Origin of the sequence: Acinetobacter sp. YH12255, assembly GCF_013417355.1 — a bacterium.
GTDB classification, from domain to species: domain Bacteria; phylum Pseudomonadota; class Gammaproteobacteria; order Pseudomonadales; family Moraxellaceae; genus Acinetobacter; species Acinetobacter pseudolwoffii.
The window spans coordinates 25,355-46,936 of the sequence record NZ_VPEC01000011.1 but is presented as its reverse complement, the minus strand read 5'-3'; the positions used below and the strand labels follow the sequence as shown (position 1 = coordinate 46,936).

Below are 21,582 nucleotides of genomic sequence, written 5' to 3'. Positions count from 1 at the left end.
ATTGCGGATCATGCCACACGTTTTTGAACCAGAATCGAACCCACCGAATAACCAGCACCGAATGAACAAAGTACGCCGTATTCACCATCTTCCACTTCATGGGCAGTGCGGTGTAATGCAATGATCACGCCTGCAGAAGAAGTATTGGCAAACTCGTTCAGAATCATCGGCACCAGACCAGGTTTGGCATTTTCTTTGCCAACCACCAGTTTCAGGATCAGTTCATTCATACTGGCATTGGCTTGATGGAGCCAGAAGCGTTTCACGCCAGTCGGTGCAATCTGATTCTTCTCCAGTTGCGCTGTAATCATTTTCGCAACCAGTGGGCAGACTTCTTTAAAGACCTTACGGCCATCCTGACGGAAACGCTTGTCATCAATATCGGCATTTTCAGAGGTATTCAAGAAACCAAAGTTATTGCGGATGTTATTCGAGAACTGGGTGAACAACTCGGAATCCAGAATTTCAAAACCGGTTTTGCTTTCAGTGTTTTCAATAATTGAAGCGGTTGCCACATCACCAAAAATAAAGTGACAGTCACGTGAACGAAAATCGGTATGTGCAGAGGTAATTTCCACATTAACCAATAACACACGACGCGCACCAGCCTTAATCGCATCATAGGCCTGTTTCAGACCAAATGTTGCTGCCGAGCAGGCTACATTCATGTCATAGGCATAGCCTTTAATTCCTAAAGCGGTTTGAATCTCGATGGCAACGGCAGGATAAGCACGTTGCAAATTCGAGCATGACAAAATCACGATATCAATATCTTCAGCAGTTACGCCTGCATTTTCCATCGCCTGCTTGGCTGCGATTACACCCCATTCTGCTTGCAGTGAAATTTCATCATCTGCACGTTCAGGTAAATTCGGACGTAAACGTTTTGGATCTAGAATACCGCTTTTTTCCGCAACATAACGGCGTTGGACACCAGATGCCTTTTCAATAAATTCTGCACTAGAACCACGACGCGCTTCAATTTCGCCTGCAGCGATTTTGTCAGCATTTTCGTGATTAAACAGTTCCACATAAGCATTTAAACTTTCAACTAATTCTTCATTGGTGATGACGTGTTCCGGATGGAATAAGCCCGTACCCGTAATGCGGATGCCCATGTAAAACTCCTTCTCTGAATTACCTATATCTTAACTGATTCCAAGACGATCCCATACTTTTTGCAAGCGAGTTGGAGACACGGGTGCTTTTGTTTTCATCGGTTGTGAAAACAATGAGATTCTTAACTCCTCGACCATGAAGTACAATTCTTTCAGACGAGGGTCATCTTTAAACTTGAACAATTTTTCCATCCATTGATCAATTTGGTCAATGGCGGAATTGTCCCTTTGTAGATTATTGGGCAAGCGGTCTAAACGCAAGATCAAAGCTTTTAAATAACGTGGAAATTCGATCCATACATCGGATGGTTTACGATATACAAAGTCAGAAAGACTCATTAAATCAAGTTGATCTTCAATATCATTGATATTTTTCTCAAACACAGAATGGTCTAAAACCAATAATTTCCGGCGGATTTCCTGCCACTGGATATAAATATCTGTAATCTCTTTCAGGGTAACTTGCCCATGACTTAAGAAAGATTTTTTTACATCTTCAACCAGTTTTTGGAACTCTTGCGCATTGACAGGTAGCTCATTCATGGACACTTGCAGTGTGGCATAAACTAACATTTGTTCTAGTTGGGCCTTGTCACCGAGTGGCGAATAAGCCAGTGCCAAAGGTTTGGAGATCTGTTTTTTTAACTGGCGAATCAGGTCTCCCAGTTGCATATGCACCAGTCGGATCACCCCTTCACGATGTTTTTTGATCGCTTCCGCCTGATCGTTAAAGGTCTGAATCACCACGCCCGACTCATCTTTTTGCTCCAGTGCAGCAAAGGCTTTGGTCGGCACCAGCGCCTGATACTGCTTGACCACGACACCCGTGACTTTTTGTGAGGCTTCAAACACAAAACTTTCCGGGAAGGTTTTAAATTCACCTTTCAGCTGCTTGACCGGACTATGGGTTTCAGCCCGGCAACGTGCTTTCAGCTCTGACAAATCACGACCCTGTTCAATGACACGACCTTTTTCATCAGTGACTTTAATAAACGGTAACAGATACTGTTCGACCCGGTCAAAGCTGAAATCTTTCTCAGTGATTTGATCGCCACGTAACTGGAACGCCAGGAAACCAAAGATATGTTTCTGCAGATCCTGTACATCGACTTTTGCCATGAGTTTTCGTGCAGTATCTGGAATTGGCACCAGATTACGGCGCTTGTCCTTCGGCAAGCCTTTTAGCAATGCTTCAATCAGGTCCAGACGCCAGCCTGGAATTCCCCAGGACCAGATTGATTCATCTACCTGAGCCAAGGCTTGCAGTGGAATTTTAACTGTCGCGCCATCTTCATCATGACTCGGGTCAAAGCGATAGGTCGCTGCCAGACGAAGTTCACCATTACGTAAATAGTCAGGAAATTGCTGTGTGGTTGGACGATCATTCAGCCATAATGCATCATCATCAACAAATAAATAACGCGGATTTTGCGGCTCTACTGTGGCACGCCAGTCTTCAAAAGTACGGCGGCTGGCCACTTCAGCTGGCACTTTAGATGCATAGAACTGGTAAATGGTTTCTTCGTCTACCACCAGATCACGACGACGCAATTTATCCTCAACCCGTTCGACTTCTTCCAGTTTAAGCAAGTTATGCTTTAAAAATGGCGGACTAATACCGAGATGACCCGTAGTTAAAGCATCGCGTAAGAAAATTTCATGCGCCGCAGCCTGATCGACTTTTTCATAATTGATTGCTCGTTTTGGCTCAATGATCAGACCAAATAATGAAATCTGGTCATAAGCGTTCACCACACCGGCTTTTTTCGACCAGTGCGGTTCAAAATAATGATGCTTGAGCAGATCGCGGGCGGCTAGCAGTATCCATTCCGGTTCAATCTTGGCCAGAGTGCGTAAATACACTTGCGAGGTTTCCACCATCTCAAAAGCCATGACCCACGGCGTATTGCTCTTATGCAAAGTCGATGCCGGGAAAATCCGGGCTTTCTGCTGACGTACCGCCATAAACACATTACGTTCATCGGTCTTGTTGGCAATAAACGACAATAAGCCGGTGAGTAATGCACGATGCAGATTTTCATAACTGGCAGCTTTGTCATTAAATGACAGTTTTAGACCTTGAGCCAAGTCCACCAGTTGTTCATGGGTTTTTTTCCATTCACGTAAACGCAGCCAGCTCAAGAAATGATTCCGCGCAAATGTACGGCGTTTATTCTCACTCATACTTTCGCGATTGCCGTGCAATGTTTCCCAGAGTTTTATATAGAACAAAAAGTCAGAATCAGCTTCACGGAACAAGGCATGTTTCTGGTCGGCCTGCATTTGTTTGTCTGCAGGACGTTCACGCGGATCTTGCACCGCGAGCGCCGCAACAATAATCAAGACTTCGTTTAAAACACCAAAATGTGCGCCACCCAAAATCATACGGGCCAGACGTGGGTCAATCGGCATTTTTGCCATTTGCTGACCGATTTTGGTTAATCCACTGCTTTGAAGTCCTCCGTTGTTAAAGGAGGTTTTTTCTGTCGCAAGAGCTGCTTTCTCAAGTCCCCCGTTATCAAAGGGGGATTTAGGGGGATTTGATTTTTTCTCATTCATTGCCCCCAACTCAATCAGCAACTTACGGCCATCATTCACCAGACGGTGATCCGGTGGTTCGATAAAATCAAAGTCCTCCAGCGAGCCTAAACCCAGACTCTGCATCTGCAAAATCACCGATGCCAGATTGGTACGCTTGATTTCAGGTTCAGTAAATTCCGGACGGCTCAGAAAGTCGTCTTCTGAATACAGGCGGATACAAACACCGGGCGCAATACGACCACAACGACCTTTACGCTGATTGGCTGCAGCCTGAGAAACGGCTTCAATCGGCAGGCGCTGCACCCGTGAACGATAGTTATAACGTGAAATACGCGCAAAACCACTATCAATTACATAACGAATATTCGGTACAGTCAACGCTGTTTCCGCGACGTTGGTGGCAATAATAATACGTCGCCCACCACCGGAAGGATTAAAGATTTTTTGCTGCTCTGCCAAGGCTAAACGGGCAAATAAGGTTAAGACTTCAGTATGCCGTGGTCCATGCTTGATCAGGGTTTCCTGTAGCTCGCGAATTTCCTGTTCTGTACTGGCAAAAATCAGGATATCGGCATGTTCGGGATGGCCTTTTTCTTGTGCATCCTGAAAACATTCTTCTACCGCTTTAACCACAGCACGCGGCAAGTTTTCTTCGAAGTCATCAAATTCATCATCATCGCTGCCGCCAATGCTCATTTCCGAGATCGGGCGATAACGCAGTTCAACCGGGAAACTACGGCCTTCTACTTCAAAAATGGGTGCACCATTAAAGTAATTACTAAAACGGTTTACATCCAGTGTGGCAGACGTAATGATGACTTTCAGGTCTGGACGACGCGGCAGTAACTGCTTCAGATAGCCCATAATGAAGTCGATATTCAGCGAACGTTCATGTGCTTCATCAATAATAATGGTGTCATATTTGCTTAGGTAGCGGTCATGCGTCAGTTCGGCAAGCAGAATACCGTCAGTCATCAAGCGTACAATTGAATCTTGGGAACCCTGTTCAGTAAAACGCACTTTAAAGGAAATTGATTCCCCGAGTTTTTCGCCAACTTCTTCAGCAATACGCTGTGATACGCTTCGAGCCGCCAGTCGGCGTGGCTGGGTATGTCCAATCAGACCAGTCAGGCCGCGTCCAGCCAGCATGGCAATTTGCGGTAATTGTGTGGTTTTACCAGAACCGGTTTCGCCAGCCACAATAATGACCTGATGCTTTTGAATCGCGGCTATCAGCTTGTCAGCGTATTGGGTAACGGGCAGGTCCTGATTCAGCTTGATGTCTGGAAGACGTTCCAGCCGCTGCCGCACTTTCAGATTGGATTTTTCAAATAGTTCCTGATACTGCTTGGCATTGGCATCTTTCCCCTTCTTCAGTCGATTTAAACGGTGACGGTCACGCGCCATTATCCATTGATCTACATTTAAATGACTCTGCACAGAGAAAACACCCACATCAAAAAACCGGAAAAGTTTATTTTACTTGGTTCATTAGCTTTCAGATAGTCGTAGTTCTGTTAAGTGCCGGACAAATTGGCTTTACTCGTCTCATTTCCCTTAATTCGGCGTAGTAAATCGAGCAAATTACCCCGCTACTCTCACCTGTCCACATGATTAAGTTTAAGCATAAACCTAATTTTTAAATTGATATCGAGAGTATTTTGAGGAAAACAGGATTTTTTTCCTGATTTGCCCTTGAATTTTTCAGTTTCAGCATCATGTTTGTTAGCACGAGGAAAAAGAGATAATTTTGTCATGAAGCCATCATCTTGATGCTACTCAATGAACAAAGCTATTTTGTGAAAATGGAGAATTTTTACATGATTCGGTTTTTCCGATTTTTGTAATGTAAAAATACCATTTCACCAATAAAGTAAATTTCTATAAGCTAATTGAAATTCAAAACAAACCTCAATCATGGAGACAATGATGAGCTTAATTAATACTGAAGTTAAACCATTTAAAGCAACTGCATTCCAAAATGGTCAATTTATCGAAGTGACTGAAGCTGATCTTAAAGGTAAATGGTCAGTTGTATTCTTCTACCCAGCTGACTTCACTTTCGTTTGCCCAACTGAACTTGGTGACCTTGCTGACAACTACGCTGAATTCCAAAAACTAGGTGTTGAAATCTACTCAGTTTCTACTGACACTCATTTCACTCACAAAGCTTGGCACGATTCTTCAGAAGAAATCAAAAAAATCCAATACGTAATGGTTGGTGATGCGAACTGGACGCTTGCTAAAAACTTTGACGTATTAATCGAAGCTGATGGCCTTGCTGACCGCGGTACTTTCGTTATCGATCCAGAAGGTAAAATCCAAATCGTTGAAATCAATGCTGGCGGTATCGGCCGTGATGCTCAAGAACTTCTTCGTAAAGTTAAAGCAGCTCAATACGTACACGCTCACCCAGGTGAAGTTTGCCCAGCTAAATGGAAAGAAGGCGACGCAACTCTTGCTCCTTCAATCGACCTAGTTGGTAAAATCTAATTTTTATTAGATTAAACTGATTCAAAAAAACCACGCTATATAGCGTGGTTTTTTTATGCACGTAGATATTTTTACAATTCACATTTTTAATCCATCAATACAAGTGTAATTCCACACTGTCATCTCCAGCATCTCGGCATACATATTGCAACGCTTTTCTTAACATCAGCGCCACAGTATTACAATTCAGCTCTACATCTTCATAGCTAGATCGCCTAAGTTCGAAATATGAAGATGATAATAATGACTCAGTGGAGGAAAGCCTATGCAAAAACTGCTTACTGTAATTTCCTGGACTTATAATGCTTCAAGCCGGCACCTAAAAATCGTCTATAATAATGGCCATGCTGCACTCTTTCACCCGGTACCTACGTTTATTTATGACAACCTGCTCAGGCGCCAAGACAAAGCGGCTTTTGTACAAAAATATCTTGAATACGATTTAAATTTCACCAAAATTTATATGGATTAATCCATCTTTTACGCCTGATTCAGACAACTTAAAGTGCCTGAATCAACTGAAAGCGTTCCACTTCACGATCATCACTGGTGGTGATCGTTTCAGTAAACATGCTTAATGGCCGAACCCAAATCGAATAATCCCCATACAGGCATTGATATACCACCAGTTTTTCCTCTGTCTCACTGTGCGTTGCTACATATAAGACCTGATAATGCTGCCCTTTATAATGCTGATAAATGCCGCGTTGTAATTCCATGCTTTGATTCTCCTGTAATCCTTTCAAATTTTAACTGAAAATCACTCAGATCAGTGCAAACTCCTTGAAAATTCAAGTTTTGACCGCATATAGAACTTTGAAATTAATGATGAATGCCTAATAAATCTGTAAATCCGATCAAATAAATAAAAACAAACTGTTTTACCTATTTATTGAATTCACTTAATATAGCTTTATCAAATCAACATTTACTCCTTTGGAGACGTTAGCAATGTTAGACCAAAATACTTCAGCTCAATTAAAAACACTTTTAGAACGCTTAGAGGGCCCGATTGAATTAGTGGCGACTCTTGATGCGTCAGACAAATCAGCCAAAATTAAAGAACTGGTTGAAGAAATCGCAGCATTATCTGATTTAGTAACCGCTCGCTTTGATGGTACCAACAAACGTGCCCCAAGCTTCGGGATTGCCAAAGCCGGTGAACAGCCACGTGTATTCTTCGCAGGTCTGCCAATGGGGCATGAATTCACCTCACTGATTCTGGCTTTACTGCAAAGCTCTGGTTATGCACCGAAAGTATCGGACGAAGTTCTGGCTTCGATTAAATCTTTAAACATCCAATCTGATTTTGATGTATTTGTATCACTCAGCTGCCATAACTGTCCGGATGTGGTTCAAGCCTTAAACCTGATTGCAATTTACAACCCGGGTACAACAGCCACCATGATTGATGGGGCCTTCTTTCAGGATGAAGTGGAAGAACGCAAAATCATGGCGGTGCCGATGGTGTTCCAGGACAACCAGCATATCGGTCAGGGTCGTATGACTTTGGAAGAAATCGTGGCAAAACTGGACACCAACTCTGCAGCAAAAGAGGCTGAAAAGCTCAATGCCAAAGATGCTTTTGATGTACTGGTGATTGGTGGTGGTCCTGCAGGGAATACCTCTGCCATCTACGCAGCGCGTAAAGGCATTAAAACCGGTATCGTAGCTGAGCGCATGGGCGGTCAGGTCATGGACACCATGGACATCGAAAACTATACCTCGATTCAGAAAACCCAAGGTCCCAAGTTTGCTGCTGAAATGGAAGCACACGTACGAGAATACGGTGTCGACATCATGAACCTGCAACGTGTCTCTAACATCAAAGGTGCAGATGAAACGGCCAATGGTCTGGTAGAAGTCACTTTAGAGAATGGTGCCAAACTGGAATCGAAAACCGTGATTCTGTCGACCGGTGCACGCTGGAGAGAAATGAATGTTCCGGGTGAGCAGGAATACAAAACCCGTGGTGTGGCCTACTGCCCACACTGTGATGGTCCATTGTTTAAAGGCAAACGTGTTGCGGTAATCGGTGGGGGTAACTCAGGTGTTGAAGCTGCGATTGATCTTGCAGGGATTGTAGAGCATGTGACTTTGGTCGAATTTGATACTAAACTGCGTGCGGATCAGGTGTTGCAAGACAAATTAACAAGCCTGCCAAACACCACGGTGATTAAAAATGCCTTGTCGACTGAAGTGGTGGGTGACGGTTCACAAGTGACTGCACTGAAATACAAAGACCGTACGACTGACCAAGAGCACACTGTTGAATTGGCGGGTATCTTCGTACAGATTGGTTTGTTGCCGAATACCGATTTCTTAAAAGCAACAGCGGTTGAATTGTCAAATCGTGGTGAGATCCTGATTAACGAACGCAACGAAACCAATGTGAAAGGTGTATTTGCAGCAGGTGACTGTACTACTGTTCCGTATAAGCAGATCATCATTGCCACAGGTGAAGGCGCGAAAGCATCACTGTCTGCATTTGATTACATCATCCGTTCAGGTCAGTAATCCTTAACAAAACCCTAATAAAGCCCGCTTGAAGCGGGCTTTATTTTTCAATAACTACCTGTTTAGATTAAGTATATTTTATAAGCACTGCGTCCATTCATCTTCTTGCTAATCTTGTCATAAGCATGTCATTAATTTTGATTCTGTATAGATGGTCTGTAACTGTCGATAATCTCGTATTGCAAGCCTGCGAAAGCTCTCCTATGATAGGGTGATAAATCATCTTTCATGATCGAAGAATAAAAAAGGATAACATCCTGGGAGAAGAACAATGCACTACCAATATCAATGTGCCTGCTGCGAAAAAGTAGTGGAATCTACAGAAAAATCATGTCCAAATTGCGGTTCGCATCATATTCGCAGTCCTTTTGGCTTCTGGATTTTGTGTCTGGTGGCCTGTCTTGCTACAGCGATCGTATTTAAAGTGGTACACGTCTATGTGCAATCACAACAACAAGAAGTTCCCGTACAACACTCTATGCTCGATGTTTTACAAGAAGAAAATAAAGGCCTTCGTTAATTTTATTTAGCTCTGATTGAGAGACCTGTTCCGAAAAACAGGTCTTTTTTTATGGTGCTTTAATACCAGTATCGCTATACAGAAAAACCGATTCATAGCTGCCAGATTTGATTTACAATAGCAGATCTTGGAATGGGAGATATGCAATGGTTCAGTTAATTAAAAAAGGTGGATTACGCGAGCGTGCCAACCGTAGCCGCAGCTATCAGGGTTCTGAAAATACCGAAACCAGCTTAAGACCCAATCGCTATCAAACAGCGGTTAAAACACAAGAAAATTTAGTGTCTTCTTCACTTATATCCACCGAATCCACTTTGGATGATCATCCAGTTAATTCATCAAAATAAGCGCGTCATACCATAACCATAACGCAAAGAGTAAAAATAGCCCGCCTGAAACGATATCAATATAACTCCCTGAACGCTGATACAGAGCTTTAATTTTCGGCTGTGAAATCAGCAACATGAGTAAAGCGAAAGTGATAAAAGTCTGCAAGGGAATAATCACCGCGAGTTGTGCTTTCAGATATTCCGAGGCTGACGAACTCAGTGCCAGTGAAAATACGCTGCTAAAATAGATCAGCGTTTTAGGATTAGAGAGGTTGGTCCATAGACCCAACATAAAGTAATTTTTGGGTTGTGCCAGTTCATTGGAATCATCTTCGGGCTGATGTTTATTCCTAAAACTGCGCACACCACCTTTGAGCATTGCCCAGCCCATTTTTGCCAGGAATACTCCACCGAGCAGCATCAAGACCTGCTGGACCCATGGAAACTGCTCGATTAAAACGGTAAATCCGGCCAGTGTCAGTACCACCCACACGACAATACCGGCCGAAATACCTGCAATAATTTTCAGGGCATTTTGGCGTGTGGTAGATGCAGCACTTTTGGCGATCAGTAGAACATCAGGGCCAGGACTTAGTTGAGCAACAAAATGCAGAAGGCAGATGGTAAAAAGCAGAGACATTAAAATAGCGTTAAATTATAAAAAATGATTATAACGTTTGTTCAAACTAATGAGAATATTCCAATAAAAAACCGAATCATCAGATTCGGTTTAAATACAACCTTTTGAACTTTGCAGATGGATATCTTATTTTGGATTGATATCTTTCATTTCAATTTTTTTCGCTTCAGGCTTCACTTCACGCGCTTCACCATCAATGATGGTTGAATCACCACGACCTGCTTGCTGGTTTTGCATATCCTGCATTTGACGCATCATCTCGGCAAAGGGGTTCTGGCCTTGCGCGCGCCCCATATCGCCCATCATGCCACCCATCATTTTTTCCATCATGGCCTGCTGACGTTTCATCATCGCCTTCATCATGGCAGCTTTAAATACCTGCTGCACGGCTGGAATCAGCATTAATACCGCCAGTACATCGCTAATTAAGCCAGGAAGAAGCAGGAAGAAGCCTGCTAAAATTTTAGGTAAATTTCCTGTTAATGCAGGATCTGCATTCATCTGCCCCATTTGCATTTGCTGCATCTGTGGCATCACACCGGCCGAATATTTACGGATCAGGTTCATACCAATAAAAAATGCAGCCACAAACCAGAAAAATACGTACCACATGCTCCCGACGAGGTCACCCACGCCAATCCAGACAAATACTTCTAGGATTAAGCCTGCAAGGATAATAAGAAATAATTTCATGAAAATTAATCTAATCTCAGTAAAATAAATAATAGGATGATGTAATCAACTGCTTCATCAGGATCAAGCTTTTTTGATACGCTTATGTAACAATATGGGCATTATTCTATTTTTAAAGTGCAGGCATGTCATTAATTATTGGGATTGACCCCGGTTCTCGTTTAACCGGTTACGGAATTATCGAAAAAGACGGCTCCAAACTGACTTTTGTCGATGCCGGTACGATCCGCACCGAAACCACGGAAATGCCTGAACGTTTAAAACGAATTTTTGCCGGTGTAGAGCGGATTGTAAAATTTTATGGCCCAACAGAAGCCGCAGTAGAACAGGTCTTTATGGCACAAAATCCGGATTCTGCCTTGAAACTGGGTCAGGCCCGTGGTGCTGCTGTTGCCGCGCTGGTCAATCTGGATTTAAAAGTTGCTGAATATACGGCGCGCCAGATCAAGCAGTCTGTAGTGGGTTATGGCGCTGCTGATAAAGAGCAGGTACAGATGATGGTGATGAATATTTTAAAACTCAGCATCAAACCGCAACAGGATGCCGCCGATGCACTGGCGGCTGCCATTTGTCATGCACATGCCTCAGGTAGTATGAGTAAAATGGCGGTACTCAATGCTTTGGGCGGCATGGCACGTGGCCGCAGTCGGGTCAGCAGCCGTCGTCGTTAATGTTTAGCGCCGTATTTTAAAGCCTTGAATACCTAAGTCGGGTTGCAGATGCTCTGGAATAATTGCTTGTCCGATTGCACAAGCAGGCTCTTTGTCAACTTCGTGCAATCATTTCCTGAAGCGGTGAATCTGCGCCAACAATAACAAGCCTCCACTTCACCACTACTTAAATTTTTCACCTAGCCTTTTAAATCGAGTGCCACAGCCTACTCAGCAAACCAGTAGCGCTACCCCACACCTCGCACTTGGCCTGAAATTTTCAGCTTGATTGCAGACAGATTAGCCGCCTTGACGATTAACCACCTGATAAATTGCATGTTTCATGTCCTGCGCCTGCAAACCACGTTCGCCGTTTTTGGCCAGTTCATCCCCTGCCAGTGCATGCAGCGTCACAATTTCATGCAAATGAATGGATTGAGCAAATTGTGCCTTTAGACTGGCAATCATCCCGGCCAGCACATCGCCCATACCACCTGTTCCCATGCCCGCATTCCCGGCAGTGCAAATATACAGCTGTTGTTCCAGAATCAGGCTACCTGAACCTTTTAGCACCCATTGCCCACCATACTTCTGCCTTAAGGCATGAATCGCTTGAATCCGATCTGTTTCAATGTCCAAGGTTTTACAATCAAGTAAAGTTGCCGCTTCACCCGGATGCGGTGTACTGTAAGTTTTAGAATTTAATTGTTGCGGCTGTTTGGCTAAAAACCACAATGCATCTGCATCTAAAACAATGTCTAAGTCTGAATTTCGAATTAAATCAAACCATGCCTGATATTGCTCTTTTGCCCATTGATCACGTCCCATGCCCATACCAAAACAGACTGCATCGACCTGCTGAATTAAGGCTGTGCGCTGCTCTATGTTGAGAGCATTAATATCACGCAGCATAATATTCGGCGCACGAGACAAAATGGCGGTATGGTGTTTCGCATCACAGACAATGGTGACCTTACCTGCTCCGGCAGCAAATGCCGCTTCTGCTGCCATAATCACTGCTCCGCCCATTTCAGCATGCCCCCCCACCACCAGCACATGACCATAACTGCCTTTATGACCAAAGGCTTCACGTTTCGGTAATTTAATCTGCTGTGAGGAAAGTTTGGCAACTGGTTGCAGTTCGGCATCAACTGGAATGGCAGAAATCAGTTCAACCTTAGCGGCATATTCCTTAGCTTGTCCGGTAAACAGTCCTGCCTTTAAGCCCAAAACCGTATAGGTAAAATCCGCTTTAACCGCAATAGGCAAAGGCTGACCGGTATTGGCATGCAGTCCACTCGGTATATCAACCGCGATTTTGAGACCTTTCTGGTCATTGATCAATTGGATGATGGATTGCCAGTTCGCATCCAGCTCACGATTTAAACCAATGCCAAATAAGGCATCGATATAAGCGTCATATTCATGCTTAAACTGAAAATGCGGCCCTACTTTCAATCCAGCATCCAGCGCTTCTTGCCAAGCTTTGGCCAAGTCCACTGATTGACCTTTTTCAGCCGCATAAATATCTACATCGAAACCGGCCTGTTTTAAATATTTTGCAATCAGATAACCATCGCCAGCATTATTGCCCTGACCACAACACACCGCTATTTTCTGTATATTTTTTTCTTTAAATAGCACACTCAGACGCTGTGTGACTGACCAAGCCACCTGCTGCATCAAACCATAGGAACTATTTTGCTGCTGAAACCAACGCTGCTCCCATGCTTGAATACTTTGGCTATGATAAACAGGGCTATGGTAAACTTGTTGCTGCATTTTTTATTCCCTGTCTTTGGTTTATGACAATTCCCGATTCTTACGCACAAATTCAAGTCTATCAACAAGATCCAGCCGAGCTAAAAGCCTGGATTAAAGCGCAGGCGCTAGAATTGGGGTTTTCTGATTGTGTCATTGCCAAACCAGATGCTCAAGCAGAATTAGCGCGCTTACAGGAATATCTGGATCGTGGCTATCATGGCGACATGAAATTTCTGGAAGATAATCTGGAAAAACGTGCCAATCCTGCCTTACTTGTCCCCGGCACGCGCAGCATTATCTGCGTGCGTATGGATTATCTGGTCGAGACTCCAAAGCCACGTTACGTTCCGTATGCACCCAATTCCGCGATTATTGCGCGTTATGCCCGTGGTCGGGATTACCACAAGATCATGCGCGGTCGGCTCAAAAACTTAGCGACAAAAATCCGGGAAAAAGTTGGCGATTTTGAATCACGCCCTTTTGCCGATTCTGCACCCATTTTTGAAAAATCACTGGCTGAAAGTGCTGGCATGGGCTGGACAGGTAAACATACCCTGCTGATTCATAAAAAGTCTGGTTCTTTCTTTGTGCTCGGAGAGCTATTTACTTCTCTGGACCTCCCTTTTGATGCGCCTGCCAGTAAACATTGTGGTTCCTGTACGGCCTGTATCGACATCTGTCCAACTCAGGCCATTGTCGAGCCCTATATGCTGGATGCACGGCGATGTATAGCTTACTTAACCATTGAATATAAAGGTATTATTCCAGAAGATTTGCGCCGCGGAATTGGTAACCGGGTTTTTGGTTGTGATGATTGCCAGCTAATTTGTCCTTGGAACAGTTTTGCCCAAGTCACCCCGGTAGAAGATTTTCATCCACGACATGGTCTGGATCAGGTCAGCTTGCTAGATTTATGGCAATGGGATGAAACCACCTTCTTAAGTGCGACCGAAGGCAGTCCAATGCGCCGTACAGGTTATCAAAGCTTCATGCGCAATATCGCCATTGGTCTGGGCAATGCACCTTTTGATGAAAAGATTGTTCACGCTTTACAACATCAACGGGCGTTACATGACGAGATTGTGCAGGTGCATATTGATTGGGCGATTCAGGAACAGTTGACCAAAACAGCATAAATTTTCAATTTATTACTTCGGCTCACTCGATCTCTTATAAGGCTTACACAATATTTGATCACTTTATGTCATAAAGAAAGAGATGAAAAAATGACGAGAGGGACTGAAGATGCAAGAGCAAGATAAAAAACAGCAACAGCACGAACAGCTAGATCAGCTTAAACAGCAGAAGCAACAACAGCAGCAGCCCCAACATGGGCCAATCGATTCTCCTAAGAACAATCAGTATGAGCAGGATGAACGAGTGCTGAACAAGCAGCATCGTGACGATCTGCAAAATCAGAATATTCATGGGGGTCATCGTGAATAAAAAATTTCAGGATTAAATATAATGACAAAGTCCACCCCGTGTGGGCTTTGTTCGTTATAGAAGGTCATATTTTGCTAGTGAGGCAGACACACATTTTTATTAAGATGAGGTGAATGATAAATAAGCACAAACAAGGACAGATATATGAACACGAGTAATGCAGTACGCAATGATTGGTCACGTGAAGAAATACAGGCACTGTATCAGCAGCCTTTAATGGATTTATTGTTTCAGGCGCAACAGGTTCATCGTGAGCACTTCAATGCCAATACAGTTCAGGTCAGCACCCTCCTCTCGATCAAAACAGGCAAATGCCCTGAAGACTGCAAATACTGTTCACAATCTGCGCATTATGATTCCAAGCTAGAAGCTGAAAAACGTATCGCGGTCGATAAAGTCATTCAGGAGGCTAAACAGGCACTGGCTTCTGGAAGCTCTCGTTTCTGTATGGGCGCTGCATGGCGTAACCCGCATGAGCGCGATATGCCTTATGTTCTGGAAATGGTGCAGGAAGTTAAAGCACTCGGTCTGGAAACCTGTATGACACTGGGCATGTTGAATGCATCCCAAGCAGAACGTTTGAAAGATGCCGGTCTGGATTACTACAACCACAATCTGGATACTTCTCGTGAATATTATTCACATATTATCAGTACCCGAAGCTTTGATGACCGTCTCGATACTTTGGATTATGTGCGTCAAGCCGGTTTAAAAGTATGTAGTGGCGGTATTGTCGGACTGGGCGAAAGCCGTAATGACCGGATTGGTTTATTATATGAACTTGCCACGCTGGTCATTCACCCTGAATCTGTCCCGATCAATATGCTGGTTCCAATTGAAGGCACACCAATGGCAGATGTAGAAAAACTGGATGTTATTGAATGGATTCGTACCATTGCAGTGGCGCGCCTCTTGATGCCAAAAAGCTACATCCGCCTCTCTGCGGGCCGTGAATCGTTAACCGATTCAGATCAGGCTCTGGCATTTATGGCCGGTGCCAATTCCATTTTCTCGGGTGAAAAACTTTTGACCACCCCAAATACTGCCCAAGGTCGTGACCAAAAGCTATTTGAGAAATTAGGTCTGGTTGCAGAGCAGCCTAAACCAAGTGTACGTGCATTGGCGACCGATGCGATGGCAGGCTAAGCAATATAGGAGTGAATTAAGTCGCTGAAAAGTTATGTGCAGTAATCAGTATGCCATAGCGGGCATTCAGATAATCTCCAACTCTGATTTGATCCATTCCATTGGCATGATGCACCACCAACTCCTGAGTGATTGCATCATAGCTAAAAGACTCATAACTGTCTTGATGCAGACTAAGCCAATGCAGCGTATCTGCCAGATTGCTGTCTACGATATAGGTATCTGCATGAAAATTTTTGCTCATATGCCCGATCATCAGCTTGGAATTTCACTCTAATTTTAACGGAAATTAGCCAAGTATAAGCATAAAAAAAGTGAGCCCTCGCTCACTTTTTTTTGTAAAACATCAGTCCTTATTGATCCCACACTTACGACACTCCCTGTGTTCCCCGATTTCCTGCATTTGCTCGTACTCATAGATATGCAAGCAAAATAATTTTCTTAATAGCTGAAGCATCTTGAAACTCCTGTTTAATCATTTTTTTAATACGCTTCTTAAGATATTCCTTCCTGAAACATCATGATTTCTGACTAAAAAATCATCTCTTATTTATTAGCATAATTTTCTCAGTTGTAAAATGCATTTCATCTACTTTTAATCTTATTTCCTGATATTTTTTGAAGTGCATCACAGTCCATTCATAAATATAAACTTTTTTCCTGAGGTAAAATTCTTCTAGATAAAAAATCCTCAAGAATGGCTCATAAAACTCATCTATTGAAGCCAGACCTCTTTTTTATAAGTTGATTCAAATATTGCCTAATTTTTATTTAAGTGTAATAGTTAAATTATCGTCAATGGTAAAATCATAAGCATTACGACAATACGAAATTAGTTTTTCAAATCGATTGAATATCTGTTCATTTAATTGTTTTTATTGGAAAAATCCTTTCCACTCCGAAGCAGGTATGTCTTTGAATAGACGATAACAAAATACTGGCAATATATGCTTTTCTATCGACTGATACTCTTTCTTATAAGTTTTATCAGTTCATACAGCTTGCTTTGTCTTCATCCATTTAATCAGTAAATTACCAAAAAATAGGTTCTCTTTTTGTTGAGCTTTCAATAACTTCTCATTTTTAGTTTTTAAAATGAGTTCACCATTTTAATACTTAATGGCCATTGAACATGCTTCTCTGACTGAGATTACTGGATAAGTCCCAAGCTATGTCCATTTACCAAGTGTATTCTTAAACCGCAACTGCCATGATTTTTACCTGTTACAACGACTTTTAAATACAAACCCATAATATCCGAAACCCTATACTCTAATTCTTTAGGTTTTAACACTGCAAATTGGGTATCTGTGAGCAATTTAGATTTAGCCATAAAATTATGATTTTCCTAGATTAAACTAGGCTCCTGTATCCTGAGTTATATTTTAAATTTATGATACAAACAAGGATACGAATAGGGTGTTTTTCTACGAGTCTACCTGAGTATTCTTAAGACATAAAAAAACCCTTAACTCTTTTAGAGTTAAGGGTTTAGATCTTATATAAAGCTATATAAATATAAAATTTGGTGGGCCCAGACAGACTTGAACTGTCGACCAACGGATTATGAGTTCTACAGCCTACACAATGACACACAAGAAAAAAATCAAATATATTTTTACATACAATAAGATACGAAACTGTTTCTTTAAACCATTGGCCTTTAAAGTTGATTATAGTATCTTAAATATGCTTACTAATTGCTTATTTTTTTGGTATCTATATGAATTTTACAAAACCAGCAATTGAAAAACTAGAATGCCGATCTGACTCAAAGCCTTCTTTCTATTGGGATAGCTCTACCAGTGGTTTTGGGGTAAAAGTAACCCCAAACAATAAAAAGACATATATCTTTCAGGGACGTGTAGGGTCTACAACACGACGTATAACTATTGGGAATATTAAAGATTGGCGACTAACTGAAGCTCGTGAAAAAGCTAAAGAGCTTGCTGTAATGTGTACGCAAGGGATCGACCCCAAAGTTGAAAAAAATAAGCGCATTCAATCAGACCAAGAATATCTTAAGACTGAAAAACGAAAAGAAACTTTATTCAAAGAAGCTTGGAATATTTATCTTGAAGAAAATAAAGAAAGATGGAGAGAACGCACCTATCTCGATCATTTATTACTATCAAAAGGTGGATTTGATGAAATCAAAAAATTTCACTATAAACCTCAGCCTATTTTTGAATTATTAGAAAAAAGGTTATCAGATCTTGATAACAACTTTTTTTCTGAATGGCTTCAGAATAATAATTACCGAGAAACTACAGCTAGTAAAGCTTTCCGTCTCGTTAGAGCCTTTTTAAATTGGTGTGAAGAAGATGATAGATTCCAAGGAATAGCACCTACAAATGCAATTAAATCTAAAAAAGTAAGATCCAAAGTAAAGCCAGTTCAAGCAAGAAAAGATTGCCTCCTAAGAGAACAGTTAGACATATGGTTCTCTACCGTTCTCAATTCTCAAAATAAGGCCTTGGCTACATTTTATATTTGTTGTCTATTAACTGGGGCCAGAAAAGATGAGTTTCTATCACTTACATGGGAAGACTTAGATTTTAGGTGGAAAACGATCCATCTGAAGGATAAAGTTGAAGATAATGGGCGTATTATACCTATGACCAAATACGTAGAAAAATTACTACGTGACTTAAAAAAAACCAGCGATTCATCTTATATATTTAGCAGTAATACCTCTGCGACGGGATACATCGTTAATCCTTACAAAGAGTTTAAGAAAATCTGTAATGAAATAGATATTCAGCTAACAATACATGGTCTTAGACGTTCATTTAAATCATTGGCAGAATGGGTAGATATTCCTGTAGGTGTCACTGCACAAATATCTGGACATAAACCAAGTGCTTTAGCTGAAAAGCACTATACCGTTCGCCCCATGGATATGTTGCGAGGGCATCTACAGAAGTATGAAAACTGGGTATTAGAACAAGCCAAAATTAGTTTTTAAAAATTAAACTCCATTCTCTCAGAAGAAGAAAAAATCATACTTAGCTATCTTTTGAGTCATAGCAAATTCGCTATGATTTCAAAGGATTCATTTCATGAAAATTCAATATAATCGCCCACCGTCATCTCACCCTGGCCCTGGTGGTAACTGGCCAAGCACAACAGGTCGCCCATCAGGTGGTGGCCGTGGTAATGCCAAGTAATTATTAAGGGGAGCAATCCCCTTAATCTAGGATTTCCGATGAAAAAGTACAGTAATGACAAAGAACTGAACAAATTTATTCGGCAACTCATCAAGGATGGTATCGCATCTTTTAAACCCGGTAAAAAACATGATTTTTTGCTTGTAAACCAAATACAGAAGATTACGATACCAGGTACACCTAGTGACCGAAAAGCCTATTTAAACTTTAAGACAGATATACGCAGAGCTTTACAATGCCAAAGAATACATTTCCAACAACTATAGAGATTGTTCGTGATTTATTTAGTCACATGGATACCAAGAGCCAACTCTCGGAGACAGACTCTAAACACTTAGATGGTTCATCAAACAAACTATTCACTTCACACTATGATGTAGACTTATTTTTGGAGCAGTTATGCCCAAAAGAGTTTTCAGATCGTACAAATTTGCAGTTCACGACATTGCTTAAACGTAATGTGTTAGACCGCTATAATGCAATGCTATTACATGCTCGCTTAACTGCCTTGATGAATGTTGATTCTATCCGAAATTCACTATGGTCGAATTACTTAGTTCCATCTCTTCATCAACTCATAAGCTTTTGTATTACACAAATGGGGATCACTAAGCACTGGAAAGGCGAAAACTTTATTCAAGAAAGCTTAAGCTATCTAAAAAATAATGATGAAAACTTTGCTAATTTTTGGAAAAGTGATGATTTAAATCCTGATGAGAAAAATTACATCAGCAAATTTGGTCGTCCAGATGCCTTACCTACGCCGTCGACCTTAAAACGCCTATTTTTGACCAATACGGAATCATCGCAGACGCATTATGAATTGTTGTGTTTTGCACGCTTGCTACAAGCCTTAAAAATTAAATATGGGTTCTCATTGCAACATGGCAACTTTATCCAGTTTTTGGCCGAACAACACAACCAAAAATTAAAGTCTCATCATATGTCGCAACATGACACCCAAGCACTAATATTTAGCGCTATGGCGATTGCCAATGCACAAACACATTTTCCTTTTTTAATGGAGATTCCTCTTTCATATCAGAAGTTAACTCAAGTGTTTTTTGATAGAACACACATCAAACGTATTGATCAAACTGATACTCGTTTAGCATCAATGGTATATAGCTCAACAGGTGAAACAACGTTTCAACTAAATATATTGATGATAAACCAAATCGAAAAGTACCTTACCGAGCACCAAGAACTAGCTCACCTACTACCATATATTCATTGGGCTAAAGCGATTAATTTGGTATATGAATATCAATTTAAGGAAGCACTCGCTGAATATGAACTATGCTTGGATGGTTTATTATATCGTGATATGCGTTATTTAGAAGTACTACTAAATGAGATGCTTTGCACTGCTTCACTCGTGGAGAGCCAAAACAAACTCATTGGAAAGATTTCAAATTTAGCGATCCAATTCGAGCTTAAGGTTGGAATATTTGATCCAATTGAACGCCCTGACCGCTTTAAAACTGACTTTGTTTTTGAAGAATGGGAAAAAGAAGCAACGCTGGTTGGGTTCTTTAAATACTTTACTGCCGAGACTTTTAGCGACAAAGGTACGGAGATTAAGAGATTAATTCCAAAAATCGGGAACCTTGCAGTTTCTATAGATATTAGACCTAACTTTAAAAAAGTAAATGCAAACATTTACATTGATATTGAACAAAGACGCAAATGGCCTCAGCTTCACTACTTTGTCGCTATCGGAGATTTTTCTACGGCTAGAAAACTCATTGAAGCTGGTGCCAACATAAATGCCTTAACTTCAAACAAAGAAAGTATCGTGCTATTGGCATTAAACCACATTAATTCTAGCCCCGATGAGACATATGCCTTTATCCAATATGTATTCGAATGTGGTTTTGATAAAGCACTTTTAAATGAACGTACAGCGAAAAAACAAACCTGTCCTTTAAATTTAGCTATTGAAGAAAACCTACCAAAACTTGCAAAATTGTTATTGGAGAATGGGGCTAATCCTAATATTACTAGCCTTTACGGTATTTCAATGCTTTACCAGAATTTAAGTGTGATTGGCATATTGAATGGTCATAAAGTTGAACAAGCCAATGATAAATATCTTGCTGATTCAATTAGACGCCATTCTAACGGAGGTAGTGATATAGATAGCTACAAAGAAATTCAGAGCCTACCAAACCATGATCCGAGAAAGGTATTATTTGAAGAGGTGAAAAAATTCTCTCTTGGAGACAAAAAAGTTTGCGATGCCTACGAGATTTTTGAATTGCTTTTACAATATGGTGCCGATCCCAATCAGAATACAGCTCAGCATCCAATTAAAGGCTATACACCCTTCATGTTAGCTGTTGAGAAAGATAATGCTTATGCTGTCGATCTGATGCTAAAGCACGGCGCACAATTGGAACAAAGCTATGTAAAAGCAGATGAAGGACGTCGTATCTTTTTAAATGAAATCGCTGATTTTTCTAATGCTAATCAAGTAAAAGAATTAATTTCTGTATCATAATAATGAAAAGCGTCTATCAGAAAATTCACTGATGATAGACGCCTATCCTGTT

Annotated in this window: 19 protein-coding genes; 11 read left to right on the top strand and 8 right to left on the bottom strand. The window is 41.5% G+C overall.

The features are described from left to right. Nucleotides 1-8: 8 nt before the first annotated feature. The gene (locus FTV30_RS06725; RefSeq protein WP_180001287.1) at nt 9-1,118 is read right to left on the bottom strand and encodes a beta-ketoacyl-ACP synthase III; all 1,110 of its coding nucleotides are present in this window, start codon (nt 1,116-1,118) and stop codon (nt 9-11) included. A 30-nt stretch (nt 1,119-1,148) separates the two neighbouring features. Continuing rightward, on the bottom strand, nt 1,149-5,099 hold the full coding sequence (gene hrpA / locus FTV30_RS06720; protein WP_171255739.1) for an ATP-dependent RNA helicase HrpA: 3,951 nt from the start codon (nt 5,097-5,099) through the stop codon (nt 1,149-1,151). A 489-nt stretch (nt 5,100-5,588) separates the two neighbouring features. Here hrpA and ahpC point away from each other — a divergent pair, with 489 nt between their 5' ends. Further along, nucleotides 5,589-6,152 carry an alkyl hydroperoxide reductase subunit C gene (gene ahpC, locus FTV30_RS06715; protein WP_005097370.1) on the top strand — a complete coding sequence of 188 codons (564 nt, stop codon included), beginning with the start codon at nt 5,589-5,591 and terminating at the stop codon, nt 6,150-6,152. A 265-nt stretch (nt 6,153-6,417) separates the two neighbouring features. Then, a complete protein-coding gene (locus FTV30_RS06710; protein WP_074383267.1) occupies nt 6,418-6,624 on the top strand; it encodes a KTSC domain-containing protein in 207 nt (68 codons plus the stop codon). Nucleotides 6,625-6,652: 28 nt separating this feature from the next. On the opposite strand, the gene FTV30_RS06705 is transcribed toward FTV30_RS06710, so the two are convergent. Next, nucleotides 6,653-6,871, bottom strand: coding sequence for a DUF1653 domain-containing protein (locus FTV30_RS06705; RefSeq protein WP_074383268.1), 219 nt, complete (start codon nt 6,869-6,871; stop codon nt 6,653-6,655). A 232-nt stretch (nt 6,872-7,103) separates the two neighbouring features. Between FTV30_RS06705 and ahpF the strand changes: the two genes are divergently transcribed. The 3 genes from ahpF (at nt 7,104) to FTV30_RS06690 (ending at nt 9,536) form a co-directional block, all read left to right on the top strand. Then, the gene (ahpF, locus tag FTV30_RS06700) at nt 7,104-8,669 is read left to right on the top strand and encodes an alkyl hydroperoxide reductase subunit F (protein ID WP_180001286.1); all 1,566 of its coding nucleotides are present in this window, start codon (nt 7,104-7,106) and stop codon (nt 8,667-8,669) included. 271 nt (nt 8,670-8,940) lie between these two features. Beyond that, a complete protein-coding gene (locus tag FTV30_RS06695; RefSeq protein ID WP_074383270.1) occupies nt 8,941-9,189 on the top strand; it encodes a hypothetical protein in 249 nt (82 codons plus the stop codon). Nucleotides 9,190-9,335: 146 nt separating this feature from the next. After that, complete coding sequence (locus FTV30_RS06690) at nt 9,336-9,536, top strand: hypothetical protein (protein WP_005097377.1); 201 nt, start codon at nt 9,336-9,338, stop codon at nt 9,534-9,536. On the opposite strand, the gene FTV30_RS06685 is transcribed toward FTV30_RS06690, so the two are convergent. Beyond that, the gene (locus tag FTV30_RS06685; protein ID WP_074383271.1) at nt 9,520-10,158 is read right to left on the bottom strand and encodes a LysE family transporter; all 639 of its coding nucleotides are present in this window, start codon (nt 10,156-10,158) and stop codon (nt 9,520-9,522) included. The two genes, FTV30_RS06690 and FTV30_RS06685, sit on opposite strands and share 17 nt — an antisense overlap. A gap of 126 nt (nt 10,159-10,284) precedes the next feature. Further along, nucleotides 10,285-10,851, bottom strand: a complete 567-nt coding sequence (locus tag FTV30_RS06680) for an FxsA family protein (protein WP_074383272.1) — start codon at nt 10,849-10,851, stop codon at nt 10,285-10,287. Nucleotides 10,852-10,976: 125 nt separating this feature from the next. Here FTV30_RS06680 and ruvC point away from each other — a divergent pair, with 125 nt between their 5' ends. After that, nucleotides 10,977-11,522, top strand: a complete 546-nt coding sequence (gene ruvC / locus FTV30_RS06675) for a crossover junction endodeoxyribonuclease RuvC (protein WP_004278925.1) — start codon at nt 10,977-10,979, stop codon at nt 11,520-11,522. Nucleotides 11,523-11,801: 279 nt separating this feature from the next. Here the strand turns inward: ruvC and FTV30_RS06670 are convergent, their stop codons facing one another. Continuing rightward, nucleotides 11,802-13,283, bottom strand: coding sequence for an NAD(P)H-hydrate dehydratase (locus tag FTV30_RS06670; protein WP_180001285.1), 1,482 nt, complete (start codon nt 13,281-13,283; stop codon nt 11,802-11,804). Nucleotides 13,284-13,306: 23 nt separating this feature from the next. Here FTV30_RS06670 and queG point away from each other — a divergent pair, with 23 nt between their 5' ends. The 3 genes from queG (at nt 13,307) to bioB (ending at nt 15,857) form a co-directional block, all read left to right on the top strand. After that, nucleotides 13,307-14,401: a tRNA epoxyqueuosine(34) reductase QueG gene (gene queG, locus FTV30_RS06665; protein WP_074383274.1), complete on the top strand. Its 1,095-nt coding sequence runs from the start codon at nt 13,307-13,309 to the stop codon at nt 14,399-14,401. A gap of 109 nt (nt 14,402-14,510) precedes the next feature. Continuing rightward, nucleotides 14,511-14,711 (top strand): hypothetical protein, encoded by a 201-nt coding sequence (locus FTV30_RS06660; protein WP_100355385.1) that lies wholly within the window; start codon nt 14,511-14,513, stop codon nt 14,709-14,711. Between the two features lie 144 nt (nt 14,712-14,855). Next, the gene (gene bioB, locus FTV30_RS06655; protein WP_074383276.1) at nt 14,856-15,857 is read left to right on the top strand and encodes a biotin synthase BioB; all 1,002 of its coding nucleotides are present in this window, start codon (nt 14,856-14,858) and stop codon (nt 15,855-15,857) included. Nucleotides 15,858-15,873: 16 nt separating this feature from the next. Here bioB and FTV30_RS06650 read toward each other — a convergent pair whose 3' ends face one another. Both FTV30_RS06650 and FTV30_RS06645 read right to left on the bottom strand, forming a co-directional pair. Then, the gene (locus FTV30_RS06650; RefSeq protein ID WP_074383544.1) at nt 15,874-16,101 is read right to left on the bottom strand and encodes a hypothetical protein; all 228 of its coding nucleotides are present in this window, start codon (nt 16,099-16,101) and stop codon (nt 15,874-15,876) included. A 906-nt stretch (nt 16,102-17,007) separates the two neighbouring features. Then, complete coding sequence (locus tag FTV30_RS06645; protein ID WP_074383277.1) at nt 17,008-17,190, bottom strand: Arm DNA-binding domain-containing protein; 183 nt, start codon at nt 17,188-17,190, stop codon at nt 17,008-17,010. A 390-nt stretch (nt 17,191-17,580) separates the two neighbouring features. Here FTV30_RS06645 and FTV30_RS06640 point away from each other — a divergent pair, with 390 nt between their 5' ends. Next, entirely contained in the window at nt 17,581-18,825 is a 1,245-nt protein-coding gene (locus tag FTV30_RS06640) for an integrase arm-type DNA-binding domain-containing protein (RefSeq protein ID WP_153371732.1), read from the top strand. A 437-nt stretch (nt 18,826-19,262) separates the two neighbouring features. Then, the gene (locus tag FTV30_RS06635) at nt 19,263-21,530 is read left to right on the top strand and encodes an ankyrin repeat domain-containing protein (RefSeq protein ID WP_180001284.1); all 2,268 of its coding nucleotides are present in this window, start codon (nt 19,263-19,265) and stop codon (nt 21,528-21,530) included. The last annotated feature ends 52 nt before the right edge of the window (nt 21,531-21,582 follow it).

Bases quoted from the DNA above. Each gene is read 5' to 3' on its own strand.
- FTV30_RS06640 (WP_153371732.1), top strand. From the start codon at position 17,581: ATGAATTTTACAAAACCAGCAATTGAAAAACTAGAATGCCGATCTGAC.
- FTV30_RS06710 (WP_074383267.1), top strand. From the start codon at position 6,418: ATGCAAAAACTGCTTACTGTAATTTCCTGGACTTATAATGCTTCAAGC.
- ruvC (WP_004278925.1), top strand. From the start codon at position 10,977: ATGTCATTAATTATTGGGATTGACCCCGGTTCTCGTTTAACCGGTTAC.
- FTV30_RS06670 (WP_180001285.1), bottom strand. From the start codon at position 13,283: ATGCAGCAACAAGTTTACCATAGCCCTGTTTATCATAGCCAAAGTATT.
- FTV30_RS06645 (WP_074383277.1), bottom strand. From the start codon at position 17,190: ATGGCTAAATCTAAATTGCTCACAGATACCCAATTTGCAGTGTTAAAA.
- bioB (WP_074383276.1), top strand. From the start codon at position 14,856: ATGAACACGAGTAATGCAGTACGCAATGATTGGTCACGTGAAGAAATA.
- FTV30_RS06650 (WP_074383544.1), bottom strand. From the start codon at position 16,101: ATGAGCAAAAATTTTCATGCAGATACCTATATCGTAGACAGCAATCTG.
- ahpC (WP_005097370.1), top strand. From the start codon at position 5,589: ATGAGCTTAATTAATACTGAAGTTAAACCATTTAAAGCAACTGCATTC.
- FTV30_RS06660 (WP_100355385.1), top strand. From the start codon at position 14,511: ATGCAAGAGCAAGATAAAAAACAGCAACAGCACGAACAGCTAGATCAG.
- ahpF (WP_180001286.1), top strand. From the start codon at position 7,104: ATGTTAGACCAAAATACTTCAGCTCAATTAAAAACACTTTTAGAACGC.
- FTV30_RS06680 (WP_074383272.1), bottom strand. From the start codon at position 10,851: ATGAAATTATTTCTTATTATCCTTGCAGGCTTAATCCTAGAAGTATTT.
- FTV30_RS06690 (WP_005097377.1), top strand. From the start codon at position 9,336: ATGGTTCAGTTAATTAAAAAAGGTGGATTACGCGAGCGTGCCAACCGT.
- FTV30_RS06635 (WP_180001284.1), top strand. From the start codon at position 19,263: ATGCCAAAGAATACATTTCCAACAACTATAGAGATTGTTCGTGATTTA.
- FTV30_RS06725 (WP_180001287.1), bottom strand. From the start codon at position 1,118: ATGGGCATCCGCATTACGGGTACGGGCTTATTCCATCCGGAACACGTC.
- queG (WP_074383274.1), top strand. From the start codon at position 13,307: ATGACAATTCCCGATTCTTACGCACAAATTCAAGTCTATCAACAAGAT.
- FTV30_RS06705 (WP_074383268.1), bottom strand. From the start codon at position 6,871: ATGGAATTACAACGCGGCATTTATCAGCATTATAAAGGGCAGCATTAT.
- FTV30_RS06685 (WP_074383271.1), bottom strand. From the start codon at position 10,158: ATGTCTCTGCTTTTTACCATCTGCCTTCTGCATTTTGTTGCTCAACTA.
- FTV30_RS06695 (WP_074383270.1), top strand. From the start codon at position 8,941: ATGCACTACCAATATCAATGTGCCTGCTGCGAAAAAGTAGTGGAATCT.